This window comes from Lysinibacillus sp. LZ02 (assembly GCF_050613145.1).
In the GTDB taxonomy this organism is placed as follows: Bacteria; Bacillota; Bacilli; order Bacillales_A; family Planococcaceae; genus Lysinibacillus_B.
Window position 1 is genome coordinate 12,501 of the sequence record NZ_CP192507.1, and the last position, 20,300, is coordinate 32,800.

Genomic DNA, 20,300 nt, shown 5'->3' on the forward strand with positions numbered 1-20,300 from the left:
ACGGTGGATGCCTTGGCACTAGGAGTCGATGAAGGACGGCACTAACACCGATATGCCTCGGGGAGCTGTAAGTAAGCTTTGATCCGGGGATTTCCGAATGGGGGAACCCACTACGTTTAATCGCGTAGTACCTTTACGTGAATTCATAGCGTACTGGAGACAGACCCAGGGAACTGAAACATCTAAGTACCTGGAGGAAGAGAAAGAAAATTCGATTCCCTGAGTAGCGGCGAGCGAAACGGGAAGAGCCCAAACCAAGAGGCTTGCCTCTTGGGGTTGTAGGACACTCTATACGGAGTTACAAAGGCATGTATTAGGCGAAGCGACTTGGAAAGGTCCGCCAGAGCAGGTAATAGCCCTGTAGTCGAAAGTACATGCCCTCCAGAGTGGATCCTGAGTACGGCGGAACACGTGAAATTCCGTCGGAATCCGGGAGGACCATCTCCCAAGGCTAAATACTACCTAGTGACCGATAGTGAACCAGTACCGTGAGGGAAAGGTGAAAAGCACCCCGGGAGGGGAGTGAAAGAGAACCTGAAACCGTGTGCCTACAAGTAGTTAGAGCCCGTTAATGGGTGATAGCGTGCCTTTTGTAGAATGAACCGGCGAGTTACGATTACGTGCGAGGTTAAGTTGTGAAGACGGAGCCGCAGCGAAAGCGAGTCTGAATAGGGCGATGTAGTACGTGGTCGTAGACCCGAAACCAGGTGATCTACCCATGTCCAGGGTGAAGGTGAGGTAACACTCACTGGAGGCCCGAACCCACGCACGTTGAAAAGTGCGGGGATGAGGTGTGGGTAGCGGAGAAATTCCAATCGAACCTGGAGATAGCTGGTTCTCTCCGAAATAGCTTTAGGGCTAGCCTCGTGATGAGAATACCGGAGGTAGAGCACTGTTTGGACTAGGGGGGCATCTCGCTTTACCGAATTCAGACAAACTCCGAATGCCGGATATTTATGCACGGGAGTCAGACTGCGAGTGATAAGATCCGTAGTCAAAAGGGAAACAGCCCAGACCACCAGCTAAGGTCCCAAAGTAATCGTTAAGTGGAAAAGGATGTGGCGTTGCTTAGACAACCAGGATGTTGGCTTAGAAGCAGCCATCATTTAAAGAGTGCGTAATAGCTCACTGGTCGAGTGACGCTGCGCCGAAAATGTATCGGGGCTAAACGATTCACCGAAGCTGTGGATTCACACCGTTGGTGTGAGTGGTAGGAGAGCGTTCTAACTGCGCTGAAGTCAGACCGGAAGGACTGGTGGAGCGGTTAGAAGTGAGAATGCCGGTATGAGTAGCGAAAGACAGGTGAGAATCCTGTCCACCGTATGACTAAGGTTTCCTGAGGAAGGCTCGTCCGCTCAGGGTTAGTCGGGACCTAAGCCGAGGCCGACAGGCGTAGGCGATGGACAACAGGTTGATATTCCTGTACTACCTCCCCACCGTTTGAGAAATGGGGGGACGCAGAAGGGTAGGGTAAGCAGAGCGTTGGTTGTCTCTGTTCAAGCAGTAAGGTGTGTACGTAGGCAAATCCGCGTACTAATACATTGAGCTGTGATGACGAGTCCGTATGGACGAAGTTCCTGATCTCACGCTGCCAAGAAAAGCCTCTATCGAGGTGGGAGGTACCCGTACCGCAAACCGACACAGGTAGTCGAGGAGAGAATCCTAAGGTGTGCGAGAGAACTCTCGTTAAGGAACTCGGCAAAATGACCCCGTAACTTCGGGAGAAGGGGTGCTCTGGTAGGGTGAAAGCCCGAGAGAGCCGCAGTGAATAGGCCCAGGCGACTGTTTAGCAAAAACACAGGTCTCTGCAAAACCGTAAGGTGACGTATAGGGGCTGACGCCTGCCCGGTGCTGGAAGGTTAAGAGGAGTGGTTAGCGCAAGCGAAGCTATGAATTGAAGCCCCAGTAAACGGCGGCCGTAACTATAACGGTCCTAAGGTAGCGAAATTCCTTGTCGGGTAAGTTCCGACCCGCACGAAAGGCGTAACGATCTGGGCACTGTCTCAACGAGAGACTCGGTGAAATTATAGTACCTGTGAAGATGCAGGTTACCCGCGACAGGACGGAAAGACCCCGTGGAGCTTTACTGTAGCTTGATATTGAAATTTGGTGCAACTTGTACAGGATAGGTAGGAGCCAGAGAAACCGGAGCGCTAGCTTCGGTGGAGGCGTCGGTGGGATACTACCCTGGTTGTACTGAATTTCTAACCCATGCCCCTTAGCGGGGTAGGAGACAGTGTCAGGCGGACAGTTTGACTGGGGCGGTCGCCTCCTAAAAGGTAACGGAGGCGCCCAAAGGTTCCCTCAGAATGGTTGGAAATCATTCGTAGAGTGTAAAGGCACAAGGGAGCTTGACTGCGAGACCTACAAGTCGAGCAGGGTCGAAAGACGGGCTTAGTGATCCGGTGGTTCCGCATGGAAGGGCCATCGCTCAACGGATAAAAGCTACCCCGGGGATAACAGGCTTATCTCCCCCAAGAGTCCACATCGACGGGGAGGTTTGGCACCTCGATGTCGGCTCATCGCATCCTGGGGCTGTAGTCGGTCCCAAGGGTTGGGCTGTTCGCCCATTAAAGCGGTACGCGAGCTGGGTTCAGAACGTCGTGAGACAGTTCGGTCCCTATCCGTCGTGGGCGTAGGAAATTTGAGAGGAGCTGTCCTTAGTACGAGAGGACCGGGATGGACATACCGCTGGTGTACCAGTTGTCGTGCCAACGGCATCGCTGGGTAGCTATGTATGGACGGGATAAGTGCTGAAAGCATCTAAGCATGAAGCCCCCCTCAAGATGAGATTTCCCATTACGCAAGTAAGTAAGACCCCTGAAAGACGATCAGGTAGATAGGTTCGAGGTGGAAGTGTGGCGACATATGGAGCTGACGAATACTAATCGGTCGAGGACTTAACCACATTTTGTGAATTGCACAATGCACCGTTTATCCAGTTTTGAAAGAACAACTTCTTTCTTAAAAGAGAGCTTCAAGACACAAGTAGTACAAGGAAGCAAATGAGTGAATGAAGGAGCGTACCTATGTACGTGACTGATTGAACGAATGTAGCTGACGCAGTAATACGCCGTGTATTGGAGGTCGACCATAGTCTAGTGATGATGGCAAAGAGGTCACACCCGTTCCCATACCGAACACGGAAGTTAAGCTCTTTAGCGCCGATGGTAGTTGGGGGCTTCCCCCTGTGAGAGTAGGACATCGCTAGGCACACGAAAGACTCGATGATATCGAGTCTTTTTTATTATTAATTAATACTTTTATAAGGTTTTATTATTTAATACTATTGATTTTTGTAGTGTGAATTTTATGAGTGGAAGACAGTGGCTTTAGTGGAAAAAGCGTGTGTTTATAGTGTAAATGCTAGCATATTAACAGCATTGTTTAGTAGATGTGCAACAGGCTAGTTAATAGTGTTTTTTGATAAATATATAATAGCGATAGAAAATGAGATAATTAAGAATATGGCGTTTGGTGGCAAGATCTTTTAATCTATATTATATTTAGCTGAGAAGGTCTAGCGCTTATTCTTATTGTGTTCTAGAACGTAAAGTAACTAATATTCTACAAAATAAAAAGAAACATCAATATCAACATCTGTTCTTGATTAAAAAGGAAGATGCATATAAAAGTACATATTTTAAGTTTACATAGCTAATATCATTTCTTGGGAAATATTTTCTGTTCATTTATTAACTAATGAATTCGTAATGAGCAAAAATACACCTTAAAAATACCAGATAAATATTAATATCATAGCCTTCGCGCTTCGCTACAATCTATACAGGAGCTAAAACAGGTTACGCCTGTTTTAGCTCCTGATGTGCATGCTTAGTCGCAAAGTAAAGCTTGGCTCCTATGGCTATGGTGCGCTACGGCAAAATCGATAAAGGAGTGAAGGCTAAAACCATCACGTCCTGTGACCATTTATCTGCGCGAAAGCAACGCGCCTTCGTGACCACATCATATTGGTCTCAAGATTCCATATGAGCGATGAGGAGGCTTGATGCTCGATCATGGAAAGTAGTGGTTATTGAAATAGTAATATATGTTTGGGCAATTGCTCGTTATAAGTAATAAAAATACTTTATATATAAACATATTTGTATACTTTATTCTTTATTTTCTTTAGTTAAGTAATATTGTGATCCTTTCAGTTAAAACGAAGTGGAGTGGTAAATAATATATAAGGAAGGGCTTACAATAGTCTGAATTGTTTTTCTTTTCTAAGATTCTTGACACCGACTGTCGACGTTGTTAACCTTACAATAATATTCTTTTACGTAGGAGGAATTTTTCGAAATGTGGGAAACGAAATTTGTTAAAGAAGGTTTAACATTTGATGATGTATTATTAGTACCAGCACATTCAGAGGTATTACCAAAAGATGTTGATTTATCTGTGCAGCTAACACCAAAAATTAAATTAAATATCCCAATGGTAAGTGCAGGTATGGATACAGTTACTGAATCGAAAATGGCGATTGCAATGGCGCGTCAAGGTGGTATTGGTATTATCCATAAAAACATGAGCATTGATGAACAAGCGGAAGAAGTAGAAAAAGTAAAACGTTCAGAAAATGGCGTTATTACAAATCCGTTTTTCCTAACACCAGAGCATCAAGTATTCGATGCAGAGCATTTAATGGGTAAATACCGCATTTCGGGTGTTCCTATCGTAAATAACATGGACGATCAAAAACTAGTAGGGATTATCACAAACCGTGACTTACGTTTCATTGATGATTATTCTTTAAAGATTGATGATGTAATGACAAAATCAGATTTAATTACTGCACCAGTTGGCACAACATTAGAAGATGCAGAAAAAATCTTACAGCAACATAAAATTGAAAAATTACCGATTGTTGATGATGAAGGTAAATTAACAGGTTTAATCACAATTAAAGATATTGAAAAAGTAATTGAATTCCCAAATGCAGCAAAAGACAAACATGGTCGCTTAGTAGTCGGTGCAGCTGTGGGCGTATCAAAAGATACAATGGTGCGTATTCAAAAGCTAGTCGAAGCACAGGTAGACATCGTCGTAATTGATACAGCACATGGTCACTCACAAGGTGTATTAAATACAATTAAAGATATCCGTGCTGCTTATCCAGAGCTTGAAATTATTGCTGGTAACGTAGCAACAGCTGAAGGGACACGCGCATTATTTGAAGCAGGTGCGGATGTAGTAAAAGTAGGTATTGGCCCTGGTTCGATTTGTACAACACGTGTTGTAGCAGGTGTTGGTGTACCACAAATTACTGCTATATATGATGCAGCGAGCGTGGCGCGTGAGCAGGGTAAATCGATTATTGCTGATGGTGGTATTAAATACTCTGGTGATATCGTAAAAGCATTAGCGGCTGGTGGGCACGTTGTAATGCTTGGTTCATTACTTGCTGGTACGTCTGAATCGCCAGGTGAAACAGAAATCTTCCAAGGTCGTCGTTTCAAAGTTTACCGTGGTATGGGTTCATTAGGTGCAATGGAAAAAGGATCAAAAGATCGTTACTTCCAAGAAGATGCGAAAAAATTAGTGCCAGAAGGTATCGAAGGACGTCTTCCTTATAAAGGACCATTAGCTGATACAATTCACCAATTAATTGGTGGTGTTCGTGCAGGTATGGGGTACTGTGGTACAGCAAACTTACAAGATTTACGCGAAAACTCACAATTCATCCGCATGACAGGTGCAGGTCTTCGTGAATCACATCCACATGATGTGCAAATTACGAAAGAATCGCCAAACTATTCAATTTCATAAGAAGAAATGATTATGAAAATGTTTTTATATCGGCTGAGTAGAGGAAAGCAGATTTACGTGATCTCAGCGCAGTAGTAAGCAGTATACATCTCTAGATATCAAAGAAATTATGCTTCTTTAGATTAATTGGAACTTTTCCACTCCTTTACCGTCAAAATTAGAAGGTAAAGGAGTGTTTTTTGTTAGGAACTTAACGCACTTCACGGTGTTTATGTTAAAATGTCGAGGACGACACTAGAATTTTGGAGGTAGCTTTGTGAAAAAGAAAATTGTTAGTTTACTAATGATTCCGCTTTTAATGGTAAGTATGTTTGCACCCATGTCGCAAGCAAGTGCGGAAACAGATTTAGGGTTAACAGTAGATGCAGCAATTTTAATTGATGCTGAATCGGGAAAAATATTATATGAACAAAATGCAGATACATCTTTAGGTATTGCAAGTATGACGAAAATGATGACGGAGTATTTGCTATTAGATGCAATTAAAGAAGGAACAGTTTCATGGGATCAAGAGTATCGTGTAACGGAGTATACATACAAAGTATCCCAAGATCGTGCATTAAGTAATGTTCCACTTCGCGCAGATGGCACATATACAATTCGTGAATTATATGAAGCAATGGTCATTTATAGTGCAAACGCAGCGACAATTGCCATTGCAGAAACAATTGCAGGTACAGAAACTGAATTTCTTAAATTAATGAATGCGAAGGCAGAAGAGCTAGGTTTAGAAGGGTATAAATTCGTTAATTCATCAGGTTTAAATAACGTGAACCTTTATGGTATGCATCCAACTGGTACAGGTGCTGAAGATGAAAACGTAATGCCTGCAAAATCAGTAGCGAAATTGGCGTATCATTTATTAAAAGATCATCCTGAAGTACTAGAAACATCAAAAATTGCGAAAAAGACATTCCGTGAAGGTACAGATGATGCAATTGAAATGTCAAACTGGAACTTCATGTTACCAGGTTTAGTATTTGAATATGCGGGTGTAGATGGTTTAAAAACAGGTACAACTAATTTTGCTGGACATTGTTTTACAGGAACAGCAGAACGTAATGGTACACGTTTAATTGCCGTTGTTATGAAAGCTGTTGATTCTAAAGGTGTTGGTTCATACGAAGCACGTTTTGATGCAACAGCAAAGCTATTTGACTACGGTTTTAGCCAGTTCACAAAACAAGAGTTGGTACCAGCCGACTATGTAATAGAAGATCAAAAAACAATCCCTGTTACAAAAGGGAAAGAAGATAGTGTAGGTATTGCGACAAAAGAAGATTTATCATTTATGATCAAATCGAGTGATAAGGATGCATATACTACTAAATTAGTGTTAGATGAAAAAGAGCTGGAAGCAGAAGTAAAAGAAGGTACTGTTGTCGGGAAGCTTGTAGTAGAGCGTAAAGAAGGCGCTGATTATGGTTTTATTGACGGTACGGAGCTTTCAGTCGATGTGGTGACAACAAGTGATGTAGAGCGTGCTGGTGCTGTTTCACTATTCTTCCAAGGTGTAGGGAATTTCTTTGGTAACCTTTGGGGTAGTGTAACAGGATTTGTAGGCGGTTTATTCTAATCTTTATATGAAAATAAGAAACACACAATTTCCGAATAGGATTGTGTGTTTTTTATTTGCTTCATACATAAGCTAAAGCAGAAGGAGTGAGAAAATGTGTGGAATTACCGGTTGGGTGAATTGGCGTAATGAAATAGGTGAGCAAATGCATATTGTTCAAGCTATGACAGAAACGCTTGCGCATCGAGGACCAGATCAGATGAATGTGATGAATCTAAGGAATGCCGTACTTGGTCATCAGCGTCTTGCTGTCATTGATTTAGAAGGCGGTCGTCAACCAATGCAGAAAACGGTTGGGAACCGTACGTATACGCTTGTTTACAACGGGGAGCTGTATAATACAGACAACGTGCGAAATCAGTTGAAAGAGAAAGGATATACGTTTTCCACAACTTCTGATACGGAAGTATTATTAACTGCGTATATTGAATGGCGAGAAGCCTGTCCGTTATATGTAAATGGCATTTTTGCATTTGGGGTATGGTGTGAGGAAGAAAAGTCGTTCTTCTTATGTCGGGATCGTTTAGGTGTAAAGCCATTATTTTATACGGAACGACCAGGTGAAATTGCTTTTGCTTCGGAAATAAAGGCGCTACTTTGCCACCCTCATGTAAAGCCTGTAGTAGATATACAAGGTCTAGCCGGATTATTGAGCATTGGGCCATCGCGTATTTTAGGTACAACAGTCTTTAAAGAGATTGTAGAGTTAAAGCCTGCCCATTATTTAACCATTACACCGCACGAGAAAAAACTGGTGCGGTATTGGGATGTGGAAGATAAGGCACATACACATAGTGAGCAAGAAACGATTGAGCAAGTTCGAACGTTGTTAAAAGCGGCGATTGAACGCCAACTGGTTAGTGATGTACCTCTTTGTACATTTTTATCAGGGGGTCTTGATTCCAGTTATATTACAGCCATTGCTGCGAATGCGTATCAGGCTAGTGGAAGCATACTACACACATATTCTGTCGACTTTGAAGAAAGTGAATTATTCTTTAAGAAAAATGATTTCCAAGTTTCGCGTGATGCATACTGGATTCAATTAATGCGTAATCAATTTAAAACGGAACACCATGAAGTGATTTTATCTCAAGAATCATTAGTGGAAGCACTATTGGATGCGATGAAATTAAAAGACTACCCAAGTATGGCTGATATTGATAGTTCTCTTTTATTATTCTGTCATGAAATCAAAAAGGAATTCACAGTGGCCTTGTCAGGGGAGTGTGCCGATGAATTATTTGGTGGGTATCCGTGGTTTTTTGCCCCTACTAGCCATTTCCCTTGGATTCGTTCTATTAAAGAACGTGAATCATTATTAAACACATCTTGGCAACAAAAATTACAGCTAGAAAGTTTTTTAACAGAAACATATGAAGCAGCTCTGACAGAAGTGCCAGTCGTGGAGGGCGAAAGTAAAGAGGAGCAAGAACGGAGACAATTGTTTTATTTAAATAATATGTTCTTTATGCAGACCTTATTAGAGCGTAAAGACCGGATGAGCATGGGAGCAAGTTTGGAAGTACGCGTACCGTTTGCAGATCATCATTTAGTGGAATACGTTTGGAATATTCCATGGGCATTAAAAACAGTTGGCGGACATGAGAAAGGGATTTTACGAAAAGCAGCGGAAGGGTTGTTGCCAAAGGAAATTATATGGAGGAAGAAAAACCCATATCCGAAAACGTACCATCCTGCATATACAAAAGCGGTGCAAACATTAATGGCAGAGTGCTTAGCAGATTCATCTAGTATTTTATATGAGTTTTTTGATAAAGCACAGCTGCAACAATTGCTCACAACAGGTGGCGCCTCCTTTAAAAAGCCTTGGTTTGGACAGTTAATGGCAGGACCTCAATTGCTTGCTTATTTTGTGCAGCTGCATCATTGGGTGAAGCATTATAAAGTGGAATTCGTTTCATAAAACGCCTGCATTAGCGCATGGATAGATGCTTCAATCTTGTCTAATGGAATACCACCAAATCCTAAAATAAACGTAGGATGGTGATAAGAAAGCGGTGTAAGCATATAACGCGTAATCGGCTGGATGTAGAGTCCCGATTGAACAGCACAAGCTTGTAGCTCTTTTTCCGAACGGTGATGCGGTATCGATAATAATATGTGCATCCCTGCACTATCCCCGCTTATGATGACATCTGGATAATATTTTGAGAACACCGAAATCAATTTATCATGCTTTTTTCGATAAATTTTCCGCATACGATTTAAATGTTTAGAGAAATGCCCATCGCTCATAAAATTAGCCAATAGATGCTGATCAAAGCGTGGTACAGTGGCTGAATAATAGCTAAATACCTCTTTATATTTTGGTAACAAGGAAAGCGGCAATACTAAATAAGCGACACGCAATGAGGGCATAATGGATTTTGAAAATGTACTCATATAAATGACACGTTCTCCTTGATCGAGCCCTAGGAGTGCAGGGATTGGCTTTCCGATATAACGAAACTCACTATCATAATCATCTTCAATAATATAGCGTGCTGACATTTGCGCTGCCCAATTTAATAGTTGCGTACGGCGGGTGGCGGATAAGACAGCACCAGTTGGGAATTGATGAGACGGTGTAATATACACAAGGTGTGCCTCACTTTTTTCGAGTTCATCCACAATTAGCCCATCTATATCTACTGAAATGGGAATCGCGCGGCTCTGGATATGTGCTTTTGGAATAGCTGAATAGCCTGGGTTTTCGAGTGCAATTTTCGCATCCTCATCAAATAAACGTAAAATCATTGGGAGTAGCTGTTCTGTCCCGGAACCAATCACAATTTGCTCTGGGCTGCAATGAATACCTCTAGATTCATACAAGTAGCGTGCAATTTCTATGCGAAGTGCGAGTTCGCCTTGAGGATGTCCGGCTTGCAAAAGGTTTTTAGATGATTCATCGAAAATATCTTTTGCGTATTTACGCCATATTTGAAATGGAAAGCCATCTTCATCGATTTTGCCCGGTGAAAAATCATATTGGTAAGAACGGGGTTCATCTATTTGGGCTACTGTTGGCGCTGCTACTTTTTCTACGTATGGTAATTCATCGATTTCCTCCACAAAATAACCAATGCGTGGTTTTGACATAATATAGCCTTCTGCAAGTAGCTGCCCATAAGCAAGTTCTACCGTCGTTTGGCTAATATTTAGAAAATCGCTCAGTGTTCGTTTGGAAGGAAGTTTTGTACCGACAGCAATATTCTTTTGAATAATCGCTTGTTTTAAATTTAAATAAAGTTGCTCGTAAAGCGGCTTATCATCATATTTATCGAGTGTTAAAAACAATAAGTCCATTTTCTAATCTCCTTGACTTGTTTATTTTCTGTTAAAAACAGTATAACAAAATGGTCATAACTAGAACTTGCAAAATCGAATGACCTATAGTACATTAGGGTTAAATTTATAAATATGTAATGCGATGATAGGAAATAGTAGCAAGCACGTTTTTTCTAGAGAGTCAGCGGTCGGTGGAAGCTGATAAAAGCACTTGTGAATCCGTCCTGGAGTTGCCTCGCTGAATGATAAGTAGGCGTAGGCCGGCAATGAAGCCGTTATTTGATAAGTGGAACAGATTCGTCTGTTCAATTAGGGTGGCAACGCGGGTAGCTCTCGTCCCTTTGTGGGATGGGGGCTTTTTTGCGTTTTTTTCATTATTCATCCATTAGTAAATTTTATTCGGAGGTTGAAAAAATGTTAGATATTAAACGTGTCCGTGATAACTTTGAAGAAGTGAAAAATATGCTTCTTACACGTAATGAAGATTTAGGGAACTTAGATGAATTCGAAGCATTAGATGCAAAACGTCGTGAATTAATCGCTAAAACAGAAGTATTAAAAGCAGAGCGTAATAAAGTATCAGAGCAAATTTCTGTCATGAAACGCAACAAAGAAGATGCAACAGAAGTAATCGCACGTATGCGTGAAGTAGGCGATGAAATTAAAGCATTAGACGCAGAGCTTCGTGAAGTAGAAGAAAAATTCGATTACATGATGATGCGTCTACCAAATATTCCGCATGAATCTGTACCGGTTGGCGAAACAGAAGATGATAATGTAGAAGTTTACACTTGGGGTGAGAAACCAACATTTGATTTCGAGCCAAAACCGCACTGGGATGTTGCAACAGATTTAGAAGTAGTAGATTTTGAGCGTGCTGGGAAAGTAACGGGGAGCCGTTTCTTATTTTACCGTGGTTTAGGTGCTCGATTAGAGCGTGCGTTAATGAGCTTCATGATGGACTTACATGCTGAGGAGCATGGCTATGAGGAAATGCTACCACCAGTCATTATTAACCGCGATTCTTTAACGGGTACAGGACAATTACCAAAGTTTGAAGAGGACGTATTCAAGCTTGAAGGCTTAGATTACTTCATGGCACCGACGGCTGAAGTACCGGTAACAAACTTCTACCGCGATGAAATTTTAGATGGTGACATGCTACCAAAAGGTTTTTCAGCATACAGCTCTTGTTTCCGTTCAGAAGCAGGTTCAGCTGGTCGTGATACACGCGGATTAATTCGTCAGCATCAGTTTAACAAAGTAGAGTTAGTACGTTTTGTAAAGCCAGAAGAATCTTATGAACAATTAGAGCTATTAACAGGTCATGCGGAAAAAGTACTTCAATTATTAAACTTGCCTTACCGCAAACTATTAATGAATACTTCTGACCTTGGCTTTACAGCTGCGAAGAAATATGATCTTGAAGTTTGGTTCCCAACACAAGATATGTACCGTGAAATTTCTTCTTGTTCAAACTTTGAAGATTTCCAAGCGCGCCGTGCTAACATTCGTTTCCGCCGCGAACAAGGGGCAAAACCTGAATTTGTGCACACGTTAAATGGCTCAGGGTTAGCCGTTGGTCGTACAGTAGCGGCAATTTTAGAAAATTACCAACAAGCCGACGGAAGCGTGAAAATTCCTGAAGCATTAGTACCATACATGGGCGGGAAAACAGTGATAGCACCGGCTACAAACTAATTAGATGAAGGGTTCTCACATTTACGTGAGGCCCTTTTTTTACAAATTGGAGGGGGAACATGGAGGTTTTAAAATTTGAGAGCTTACCTAGAGAAATCTTAGATGGTATACAGGTAGTACATCAGCATGTATTTGAAGGAGATAGATTGAAAGAAAGTAAATTGGACAATAAACAAGGATTTCTTGCATTTGTTAGTATGGAAGATGGTATTATAACGGGCTTTAAGCTTGGTTATGAAGTAGAAGAAGGGGTATTTTATAGTTGGTTAGGTGGTGTGCACCCCGCATACCAGAACCGTGGTATTGCAAGTATTTTAATGAAAGCACAGCATGAGGAATGTAAAAAACGAGGGTATCAGCGAGTACGTACGTATAGTAGAAATGAAAGAAAAACAATGCTTATTCTCAATATTAAACATGGTTTTGATGTGCTTGAGACATTGATCGATGCTAAAGGAAGGCATAAGATCGTATTAGAAAAAAACTTAAATAATGACTAGATAAATTGAATGCATCCTTTACAGGAGCTATTCACGTTTGCTGTAGCACACTAGAAGCCAAGATTTCTTTGCGACTAAGCATGCGCGTCAGGAACAGGAGCTAAAACAGGAAGGACCTGTTTTAGCTCCTGTATAGGCTGTAGTGAAGCGTAAAGGCTACGATATAACTGACAGCTATAGGCTTATGCCGCTAGTGCAAGTGCTGAATTTTTTATCTTTCCTGACATGTTGATGCTATTTCTTTATTGAATTTCTAATCGTACTTCTTTATTTAGACTATTTAATACAGGGGATTTTAATAAAGCAATGTTTGCAATTTGTGCTAATTGTTCTTTAGAAGCATCAGCATTTACTGTTAAAGTAATGATTGGATTTAAAATGCCCCCATCGCCTTCCTCAATACCTAGAAATACTGCTGCATTTAATTCCGCTTCAATTTTAACATCTACACTTTCTAATTTAATGCCGTTTTGACTGGCCATTACTTCAAACGTAATAGCAAAACAACTTCCCGCTGCCCCTATCAGGTATTCGACAGGGTTAGGCGCTTTATCTGTACCCCCTAATGTTTCAGGTTCATCCATCAAAAATGAATCGAAGTCACGGATTGTCACTTTATTTTGAACGCCCGTTTGCCATTGGATATGAGCATGCCAATCTTTCATTTTTAAATGTGGATTTTCTTTTAATGCATTTGCTGTTTGTTGCACAATATCTAGTGAAATTTCATTCATGCTAGATCCTCCTCAATAGTTATTTCACCTAGATAGTACAGCAATCTAACGTAGGCTGTATGTAAGCCTCCTTACATACGCTATATTTTTTTATCATTTTTAATCCAAATACGTTGATTTTCCTGTTTGACGTTTCCTGTTTGGATCAATTTATTCAGTAAAAATGTCACGGTTTCTCTTGTGGAAGCAATCATTCCGGCGAGATTGCCATGTGTAAGAAATTCAGGTAAAGGGTACCACTCTTTAGTGCTGTCCTCTTTATTTGATAATTTGTTTAATAAAAAGAGTAGCCGTTCCTCCACTTTTCCATAAGCTACTTGTTCTAAAATTTCAATGGTTTCCTGTAGTCTATTTGAAAAATAGTGAAGTAAAGTCATTAATAACTCTTGATTTTGTTGAATTTCTTTTTTTACTTCGCTTTTCTGGATAGCGATGACTTTCACTTCAGTTAAGGCTTTCGCAAATAATTGACTTTCCTTATCGGAAAAAATTTGTAGTAAATCAATTAAATCACCTTCTGATAAAATCCCTAATACACATTCTTTTCCTTCCAAATGTATATGGAATATGCGAGCATGACCTTCCACAATTAAATAAACAGAATCCGATAATTGACCAGGTGTACAAATAAATTCACCTTTTTTAAAAGTAAAAATATTTTCTTTAGCCTTCCATTTTTCAACTTGAGCTGTTGAAAAGAGATGGATTAGATTGGTTGGGTATAAATATTGATTATCCGACATGAATTGTTGCTCCTTTAGCTGGCTTTCTCTCTTAATTCTTTCGAAAAATAACAAAAGGGAAAGATGGGTTTCATTGATGTAAATGTATCTACTGTAGCCCATAGAGGTAACTAGGCTTTTTTCCAATATACGATAAAACGATTCGGAGTAACAAAGATGTGGATTGAGCCTCTTGTTAAATGAATAAAATAGCAATCCTCTCGAAAGAAATTGCTATTTCAGTAGTATTATTCAAGATTTGTCTCGGCTATATGTTCGGCCGCTTTCCGTGCTCGTTTCTCGGCTTTTTTTCGTTCGCGTAATGCGCGGAAAAAGTCTGTTAAAATTTGGCCGCATTCTTCGGCTAATACGCCTTCTGTTACGTCACACTCATGATTAAAACGAGCATCATTCAATAACCGGTATAACGAATCCACACATCCTGCTTTTACGTCACGTGCCCCGTATACAACACGGGGAATACGGGACTGCAAAATAGCCCCTGCACACATGGGACAAGGCTCTAGCGTGACGTAAAGCGTTGTTTCTTCTAAACGCCAGCTCCCTAATATTTCACAGGCTTGCTGGATTGCCATGAGCTCGGCATGTGTCACGGCATTTTGTGTTGTTTCACGTAAATTGGATGCAGCTGCAATAATTTCTCCTTTATGTACAATTACCGCGCCAATCGGTACTTCCCCGAGTGCACCCGCTTTTTGTGCTTCTTTTAGTGCCAGTTGCATAAACTGACGGTCTTGTTCAAATACGTTCATACTAATCGCTCCTTCCCCACAGTGTAGCATTGCTTACACACTTGTTCCAATAGTAACTCATGGTAAGATGAAAGAAAGGGAGGATAGAAAGATGCACCCACAATTTACAACATTAGCAGCAGCAGATGCTTATTTTCAACGTGAACGACTATCGCTTGACATTGCTTATGAGGAAAAGCTAACGATGCTAGAGAAAAATGCAAACAATGTACTAGTTACATTAAAAACAAGGTACGAATTGCAAGTAGAAGATGTAAAGCAATCCACGATTCATAAAATAGAAGAACTTAAAAACAATAGTGAAAAAGCGCAAAAACAAATTAATGTATTATTTCAAAATAAACGAGAGACGTTATTACAAGAGCAGGAAGAGCAAAAACAACAATGGGTTCAAAAAATAAATACCCGAAAGGAATCCTATTTACAAGAGAAGCTAGAACAAGAACGTTTATTATTTGAAACATTTAGTACTGCACAAAAATCGGCTCTTTCAAATTATGAACAGCTCATTCGTTTACGTGAACAATTTTTAGACGATCTCGAAAAAATAAATGAGGAATTCGAAGAGGATATCGAACAAGTACAAGATACATTAGAGGACAAGCTTAGTGATTTGGAACAAGTATTTGAAGAAGAGTTATATGCATTCGAAGAAACAGCGGAAGCGAGCTATGAAAAGTTGGAAGATCAGTTAGCAGAAGCGATTGAAACAGTGGAACAAGAAGCAGAGGAAGAGCAAGAACGGCTCTATGAGGAATTTTTAAAGAAGGAAGAGGAAATTGAGCACCGCTTTGATGTAGAACGGGAAAAATTAGAGCAACAATTGGACGAACAAATGCAACAACTGGAACAACGACAAGAGGAAGTGTATGCTACGTTTGATTGAATGGCTCGATAATATTTCGAACATTTCGTTTATATAAAACTGGAATAGTTTGTTTTGTTGCCAGTTTAGCAACTATGTTAAAATGAAAAGCACTGACTAACAATAAAAGGGGGAGCTTCTAGTGTCGATGCCGTTTATTACAGTAGAAGGTCCGATTGGCGTTGGGAAAACGTCTTTATCAAAAGCGATTGCACAACACTATCATTACCATCTATTAAAGGAAATCGTTGAAGAGAATCCGTTTTTAGGGAAATTCTATGAAAATATCGATGAGTGGAGCTTCCAAACTGAAATGTTTTTCCTTTGTAATCGATATAAACAACTATCGGATATCAAGCAACACTTCTTCACAAATCAATCAGCTGTAGTGGCAGATTATCATATTTTTAAAAATTTAATTTTTGCTAAGCGTACATTAAAATCTTCCGAATACGATAAATACGAAGCGATTTACAACATTTTAACCGCTGATATGCCTGTACCGAATATGGTCATTTATCTGCATGCGAGCATCGATACGTTAATGAATCGAATTGCTAAGCGTGGGCGTGATGTGGAAAAGATGATTTCACGTGATTATATAGAGCAGCTTGCAAACGATTATCATGCGTTTATTGGTCATTTTGAAAAAATGCATCCTGAAATCCCTGTTATTCAGTTAAATGGGGACGAGTTTGATTTTGTCGAGCGCGAAGAAGATCTACAAGCTATTTTACAACTCGTTGAGCAAAAGTTAATAAAGAGGAGCATATAGGAGCAATGAATTTACGTGAAAAGTACGGCATTCCCGCGAACGCAGTCATTACAATTGCCGGTACGGTAGGCGTAGGGAAATCGACGATGACAAAAGCGTTAGCAGAAGGTTTACATTTCCGCACGTCATTTGAAAAAGTAGATACAAATCCATATTTAGATAAATTTTATGATGACTTTGAAAAGTGGAGTTTTCATTTACAAATTTACTTTTTAGCAGAGCGCTTTAAGGAGCAAAAACGTATTTTTGAATATGGCGGCGGTTTTATTCAAGATCGTTCGATTTATGAGGATACAGGGATTTTTGCTAAAATGCATTACGATAAAGGGACAATGAGCCCGACAGATTATGAAACATATACAAATTTATTCGATGCAATGGTCATGACACCATACTTCCCACACCCAAATTTACTCATTTATTTAGAAGGTCCGATTGAAGATATTATTAGTCGTATTCAAGAGCGTGGTCGCACCATGGAACAACAGACATCCAATGATTACTGGTATGAAATGCACGAGCGTTATGAAAATTGGATTAATAACTTTAATTCTTGTCCTATTTTACGTCTGGACATTAACGATTATGATTTACTAAAAAATCCAGGACAAGTAGAAGGTATTATTGAACGGATTGGTTATATGTTAAAGCAAACAGCACATCTTCGAAAGTAAGATAAAGGTTGTGACGAAATAAAGGGACTGTCCGAAAAGTGTTACTTTTACGGACAGTGCTTCGTTCGTATGTTCAATATCCGCTGCAGGCGGTGCTTCTGCGGTGGTAGAAATAAAATTTCCACCATCCTCGGCGCAAAGGGAGTGTCCCAGAATTACTTCTCGGACACTCCCTTTCCTCATAACGCTAGTTTTTTATAGAGTGCTGTGTTGGAGGTATTGTTCAGTGCTTCTGTGGAAGCAAATAGATTACATAAAACTTTTGCCATCATTTGATGAGAGGGGATTTTGTTATACTGTTTGTAATATAAAAATAGCTTTAAGTACGTAATCCCTAGTTGTTTTTTACTTATAATGAATAAAGAGGCATATATGTAATCTAGCTGTTACATATACGCCTCTTTTTAAATCCCTAATTGTGCAAAGTATTCATCGATATTATCCTTCGTTACAATATACAGTAATTCAGAAGGCTCGCGTCTTTGGAGCTCTTTTGCTACTAAGTCACCGACTGAAGGATAGAAGTGATATAAATCAAAGAAATTCGCATGATTTCTTGTCACATCATTATATTGATGGAATGAGTAAACAGCGCCAAACACTTCCACAATATCTGTAATGTATTGCTTATAGGTCGGTTGAATTTGCGGGTGTTCAATTGTCAATTGCAAACGCTCCGCGGGCATTAAATCGGTAAACACGACAAAATTCGAATGCGGAAATGCCGCTTGAATTTCTTCTAAATAGCCTCTATAGTTTGGATCATATATCCATTCTGGTCCATTTGCTTCCCGTTCTACCAGCTGGTTTTTGAAAAATTCAATGCGTTCTCCGATATCTTTTCCGACGTAGGAAGTCGTTACTTCCAGGTTTCGGTCGTATGTTCGTGGAATACCGGCGTAATTATTTTTAGAAATGTCATAGTTGAATTTGGCACGGTCATATGTGTCTTTCGAAAATAGGCTTGTCACTGGATAAAATGGGTCCTCAGATTGTGAGAAAAACGTTTCTGCCTCACTAAATTCAGGTCCATAAAATAAATCATGTGAACGTACGGTTAGTTCCATATAAATTGTTTCAAATTCTTTTGGGTTTTTGCTTTGTGCATATTGCATATAATCCAAATACTCCGTAATATGCAAGCTACTCAAGCCATAATGAAATACACGCTCTTCAAAGTTTGACGCATTGATATACGTTGTACGACTTGTCCCGATCATTAAGCTATCAAAATCGAAATGATGTGAATTAATCCAATTCGTTTTTTGAATACGTTCATTATGGCCGCGTTGAAAATCGTTGTATTCATGGCTATGGTCAAAGTTCCAAAGGGGGTCGATATAGTAGTTAAACGCCATTACACCGCCAACAGGGATTCCAAGAACAACAATGCTGACCAACATGAGTTTTAGAAGCCAAATATGTGGTTTCATGAAAATCCCTCCTAAAAGTTAAAGTATATAAAGACACTGCTTTTCTTTACAAAGAATAATGTAGCTAGTAAAAGAATAGCTAGAAATTGTACAAACCAAATATGGGACCAATTAAATTTAAAATTATTTAATAGTTCAATAGAGTTTTTGGCAAAGAAGCAAATCCCTAACATGATGACTAATCCACCCATTAAAATAAATGGTGTGTTCAGTGCATAGCCCGCTACTTCAATCGCTGCTGCATCCGCAAAAATAGCAGATGGTGTTGCTAGAAAAGCTTTCACACTTGTTACATCCGGTGTAAATAAAGTGCCAAAGATATCATGTGCTTGGGCCACGCTCTCTGAACGGAAATAAACACGTGCTAAAACGATGAACAGAAATGTGACGAACCATGAAAATAAAAACGGGAATTGAAGATTCGTATACTTTTTAATGAAGCGCAAAAATACGGATCCTATACCGTGTAGCATGCCCCAAATAATAAATGTCCACCCAGCACCATGCCAAAAACCACTAATAAAGAACACAAGCATAATGTTTAATGCTGTAATCATTTCGCCTTTACGGCTCCCCCCTAGAGGGAAGTACACATACTTTGTTAAGAAGCGATTTAACGTCATATGCCAACGTCTCCAAAATTCATGGATGTTGCGTGCTTTATATGGTGAGTTAAAGTTTATCGGAATATGAATATTAAACATAAGCGCCAAGCCAATTGCCATATCGCAATAACCACTAAAGTCAAAGTACAGTTGCACGGTATACGCAATAATCACGAACCACGCTTCTGTAAAGGTTAAATGGGTATAGTTGTTAAAACCATCTGTTACCCAAAGGGCAAACGTATCTGCAATGACAACCTTTTTTACAAGACCAATTAAAAAAATGAACGATCCTTTCGATACGTTCTCCCAGTTAATGCGTTTTTTCTTCGGATCTTCATAGTCTTGCATCACATCTTTATGATTGACGATAGGCCCAGCAATCAGCTGCGGGAAGAACGTACTAAAAATCATATAAGATGATAATTTCGAATGGGTGATTTCACCACGATAAATATCCACTAAGTAAGCAATTTGCTGGAATGTAATGAAGCTAATTCCGAGCGGTAAAGCTAAATACAGAAAATCTAAATTTTGATCAAAAATCCAGTTATAATTTTCAATGAAGAAGTCAGCATATTTGAAATAGCCAAGTATACAAATATTGAAGATAATCCCGACTGATAAAATTCCTTTTCTGTAAGATGTAGCTTTCATTAAAATATAGCCAGTTGCATAGTTAAAGGCCATAGAAAAAGAAATTAAATAGAGAAATTTAATTTCAAAGTAGCTATAAAAATAAAGTGAAGCAGCTACTAAAAATAACGTAGAAATGTCTTTGTTTTTTAATCTACCTAATAAAAAATATACACAAAATACAATAGGTAAAAATGCAAAAGCAAAGACAAAAGAGTTAAAAAGCAAGAGAACCTCTCCTAT

Annotated in this window: 14 protein-coding genes, 2 rRNA genes and 1 other annotated feature (1 of these 17 only partly in view); of the genes, 10 read left to right on the forward strand and 6 right to left on the reverse strand. The window is 39.8% G+C overall.

The window, feature by feature from the left end; translation table 11 throughout:
- The 5 genes from ACQQ2I_RS00045 to asnB all read left to right on the forward strand — a co-directional run.
- Positions 1-2,908: ribosomal RNA gene (locus tag ACQQ2I_RS00045) — 23S ribosomal RNA — on the forward strand; it begins 20 nt to the left of the window's first position.
- 189 nt (positions 2,909-3,097) lie between these two features.
- Positions 3,098-3,213: ribosomal RNA gene (gene rrf / locus ACQQ2I_RS00050) — 5S ribosomal RNA — on the forward strand.
- Positions 3,214-4,305: 1,092 nt separating this feature from the next.
- Positions 4,306-5,772 carry an IMP dehydrogenase gene (gene guaB / locus ACQQ2I_RS00055; RefSeq protein WP_431028535.1) on the forward strand — a complete coding sequence of 489 codons (1,467 nt, stop codon included), beginning with the start codon at positions 4,306-4,308 and terminating at the stop codon, positions 5,770-5,772.
- 283 nt (positions 5,773-6,055) lie between these two features.
- A complete protein-coding gene (locus tag ACQQ2I_RS00060; protein WP_431030411.1) occupies positions 6,056-7,348 on the forward strand; it encodes a D-alanyl-D-alanine carboxypeptidase family protein in 1,293 nt (430 codons plus the stop codon).
- 94 nt (positions 7,349-7,442) lie between these two features.
- Positions 7,443-9,275: an asparagine synthase (glutamine-hydrolyzing) gene (gene asnB, locus ACQQ2I_RS00065; RefSeq protein WP_431028536.1), complete on the forward strand. Its 1,833-nt coding sequence runs from the start codon at positions 7,443-7,445 to the stop codon at positions 9,273-9,275.
- Here asnB and ACQQ2I_RS00070 read toward each other — a convergent pair.
- Complete coding sequence (locus ACQQ2I_RS00070) at positions 9,251-10,657, reverse strand: PLP-dependent aminotransferase family protein (protein ID WP_431028537.1); 1,407 nt, start codon at positions 10,655-10,657, stop codon at positions 9,251-9,253. The genes asnB and ACQQ2I_RS00070 overlap by 25 nt on opposite strands.
- Before the next feature lie 115 nt (positions 10,658-10,772).
- Positions 10,773-10,983, forward strand: a binding site (T-box leader).
- 70 nt (positions 10,984-11,053) lie between these two features.
- Between ACQQ2I_RS00070 and serS the strand changes: the two genes are divergently transcribed.
- Both serS and ACQQ2I_RS00080 read left to right on the forward strand, forming a co-directional pair.
- Positions 11,054-12,340 (forward strand): serine--tRNA ligase, encoded by a 1,287-nt coding sequence (serS, locus tag ACQQ2I_RS00075; RefSeq protein ID WP_431028538.1) that lies wholly within the window; start codon positions 11,054-11,056, stop codon positions 12,338-12,340.
- Positions 12,341-12,399: 59 nt separating this feature from the next.
- Complete coding sequence (locus ACQQ2I_RS00080; protein WP_431028539.1) at positions 12,400-12,840, forward strand: GNAT family N-acetyltransferase; 441 nt, start codon at positions 12,400-12,402, stop codon at positions 12,838-12,840.
- A 242-nt stretch (positions 12,841-13,082) separates the two neighbouring features.
- On the opposite strand, the gene ACQQ2I_RS00085 is transcribed toward ACQQ2I_RS00080, so the two are convergent.
- The 3 genes from ACQQ2I_RS00085 to tadA all read right to left on the reverse strand — a co-directional run bounded on the left by ACQQ2I_RS00085 (position 13,083) and on the right by tadA (position 15,069).
- Entirely contained in the window at positions 13,083-13,574 is a 492-nt protein-coding gene (locus ACQQ2I_RS00085) for an OsmC family protein (protein WP_431028540.1), read from the reverse strand.
- An 80-nt stretch (positions 13,575-13,654) separates the two neighbouring features.
- Positions 13,655-14,317 carry a Crp/Fnr family transcriptional regulator gene (locus ACQQ2I_RS00090; protein WP_431028541.1) on the reverse strand — a complete coding sequence of 221 codons (663 nt, stop codon included), beginning with the start codon at positions 14,315-14,317 and terminating at the stop codon, positions 13,655-13,657.
- Between the two features lie 227 nt (positions 14,318-14,544).
- Positions 14,545-15,069 (reverse strand): tRNA adenosine(34) deaminase TadA, encoded by a 525-nt coding sequence (gene tadA, locus ACQQ2I_RS00095; RefSeq protein ID WP_431028542.1) that lies wholly within the window; start codon positions 15,067-15,069, stop codon positions 14,545-14,547.
- A 91-nt stretch (positions 15,070-15,160) separates the two neighbouring features.
- Between tadA and ACQQ2I_RS00100 the strand changes: the two genes are divergently transcribed.
- From ACQQ2I_RS00100 to ACQQ2I_RS00110, 3 genes are all read left to right on the forward strand, one after another.
- On the forward strand, positions 15,161-15,955 hold the full coding sequence (locus ACQQ2I_RS00100) for a hypothetical protein (protein WP_431028543.1): 795 nt from the start codon (positions 15,161-15,163) through the stop codon (positions 15,953-15,955).
- Between the two features lie 121 nt (positions 15,956-16,076).
- Entirely contained in the window at positions 16,077-16,709 is a 633-nt protein-coding gene (locus ACQQ2I_RS00105) for a deoxynucleoside kinase (RefSeq protein ID WP_431028544.1), read from the forward strand.
- Positions 16,710-16,714: 5 nt separating this feature from the next.
- The gene (locus ACQQ2I_RS00110; RefSeq protein WP_431028545.1) at positions 16,715-17,383 is read left to right on the forward strand and encodes a deoxynucleoside kinase; all 669 of its coding nucleotides are present in this window, start codon (positions 16,715-16,717) and stop codon (positions 17,381-17,383) included.
- Between the two features lie 404 nt (positions 17,384-17,787).
- On the opposite strand, the gene ACQQ2I_RS00115 is transcribed toward ACQQ2I_RS00110, so the two are convergent.
- Together ACQQ2I_RS00115 and ACQQ2I_RS00120 are read right to left on the reverse strand one after the other, a co-directional pair.
- A complete protein-coding gene (locus tag ACQQ2I_RS00115) occupies positions 17,788-18,816 on the reverse strand; it encodes a hypothetical protein (RefSeq protein ID WP_431028546.1) in 1,029 nt (342 codons plus the stop codon).
- An 11-nt stretch (positions 18,817-18,827) separates the two neighbouring features.
- A complete protein-coding gene (locus ACQQ2I_RS00120) occupies positions 18,828-20,285 on the reverse strand; it encodes an MBOAT family O-acyltransferase (RefSeq protein ID WP_431028547.1) in 1,458 nt (485 codons plus the stop codon).
- Between the last annotated feature and the right edge of the window lie 15 nt (positions 20,286-20,300).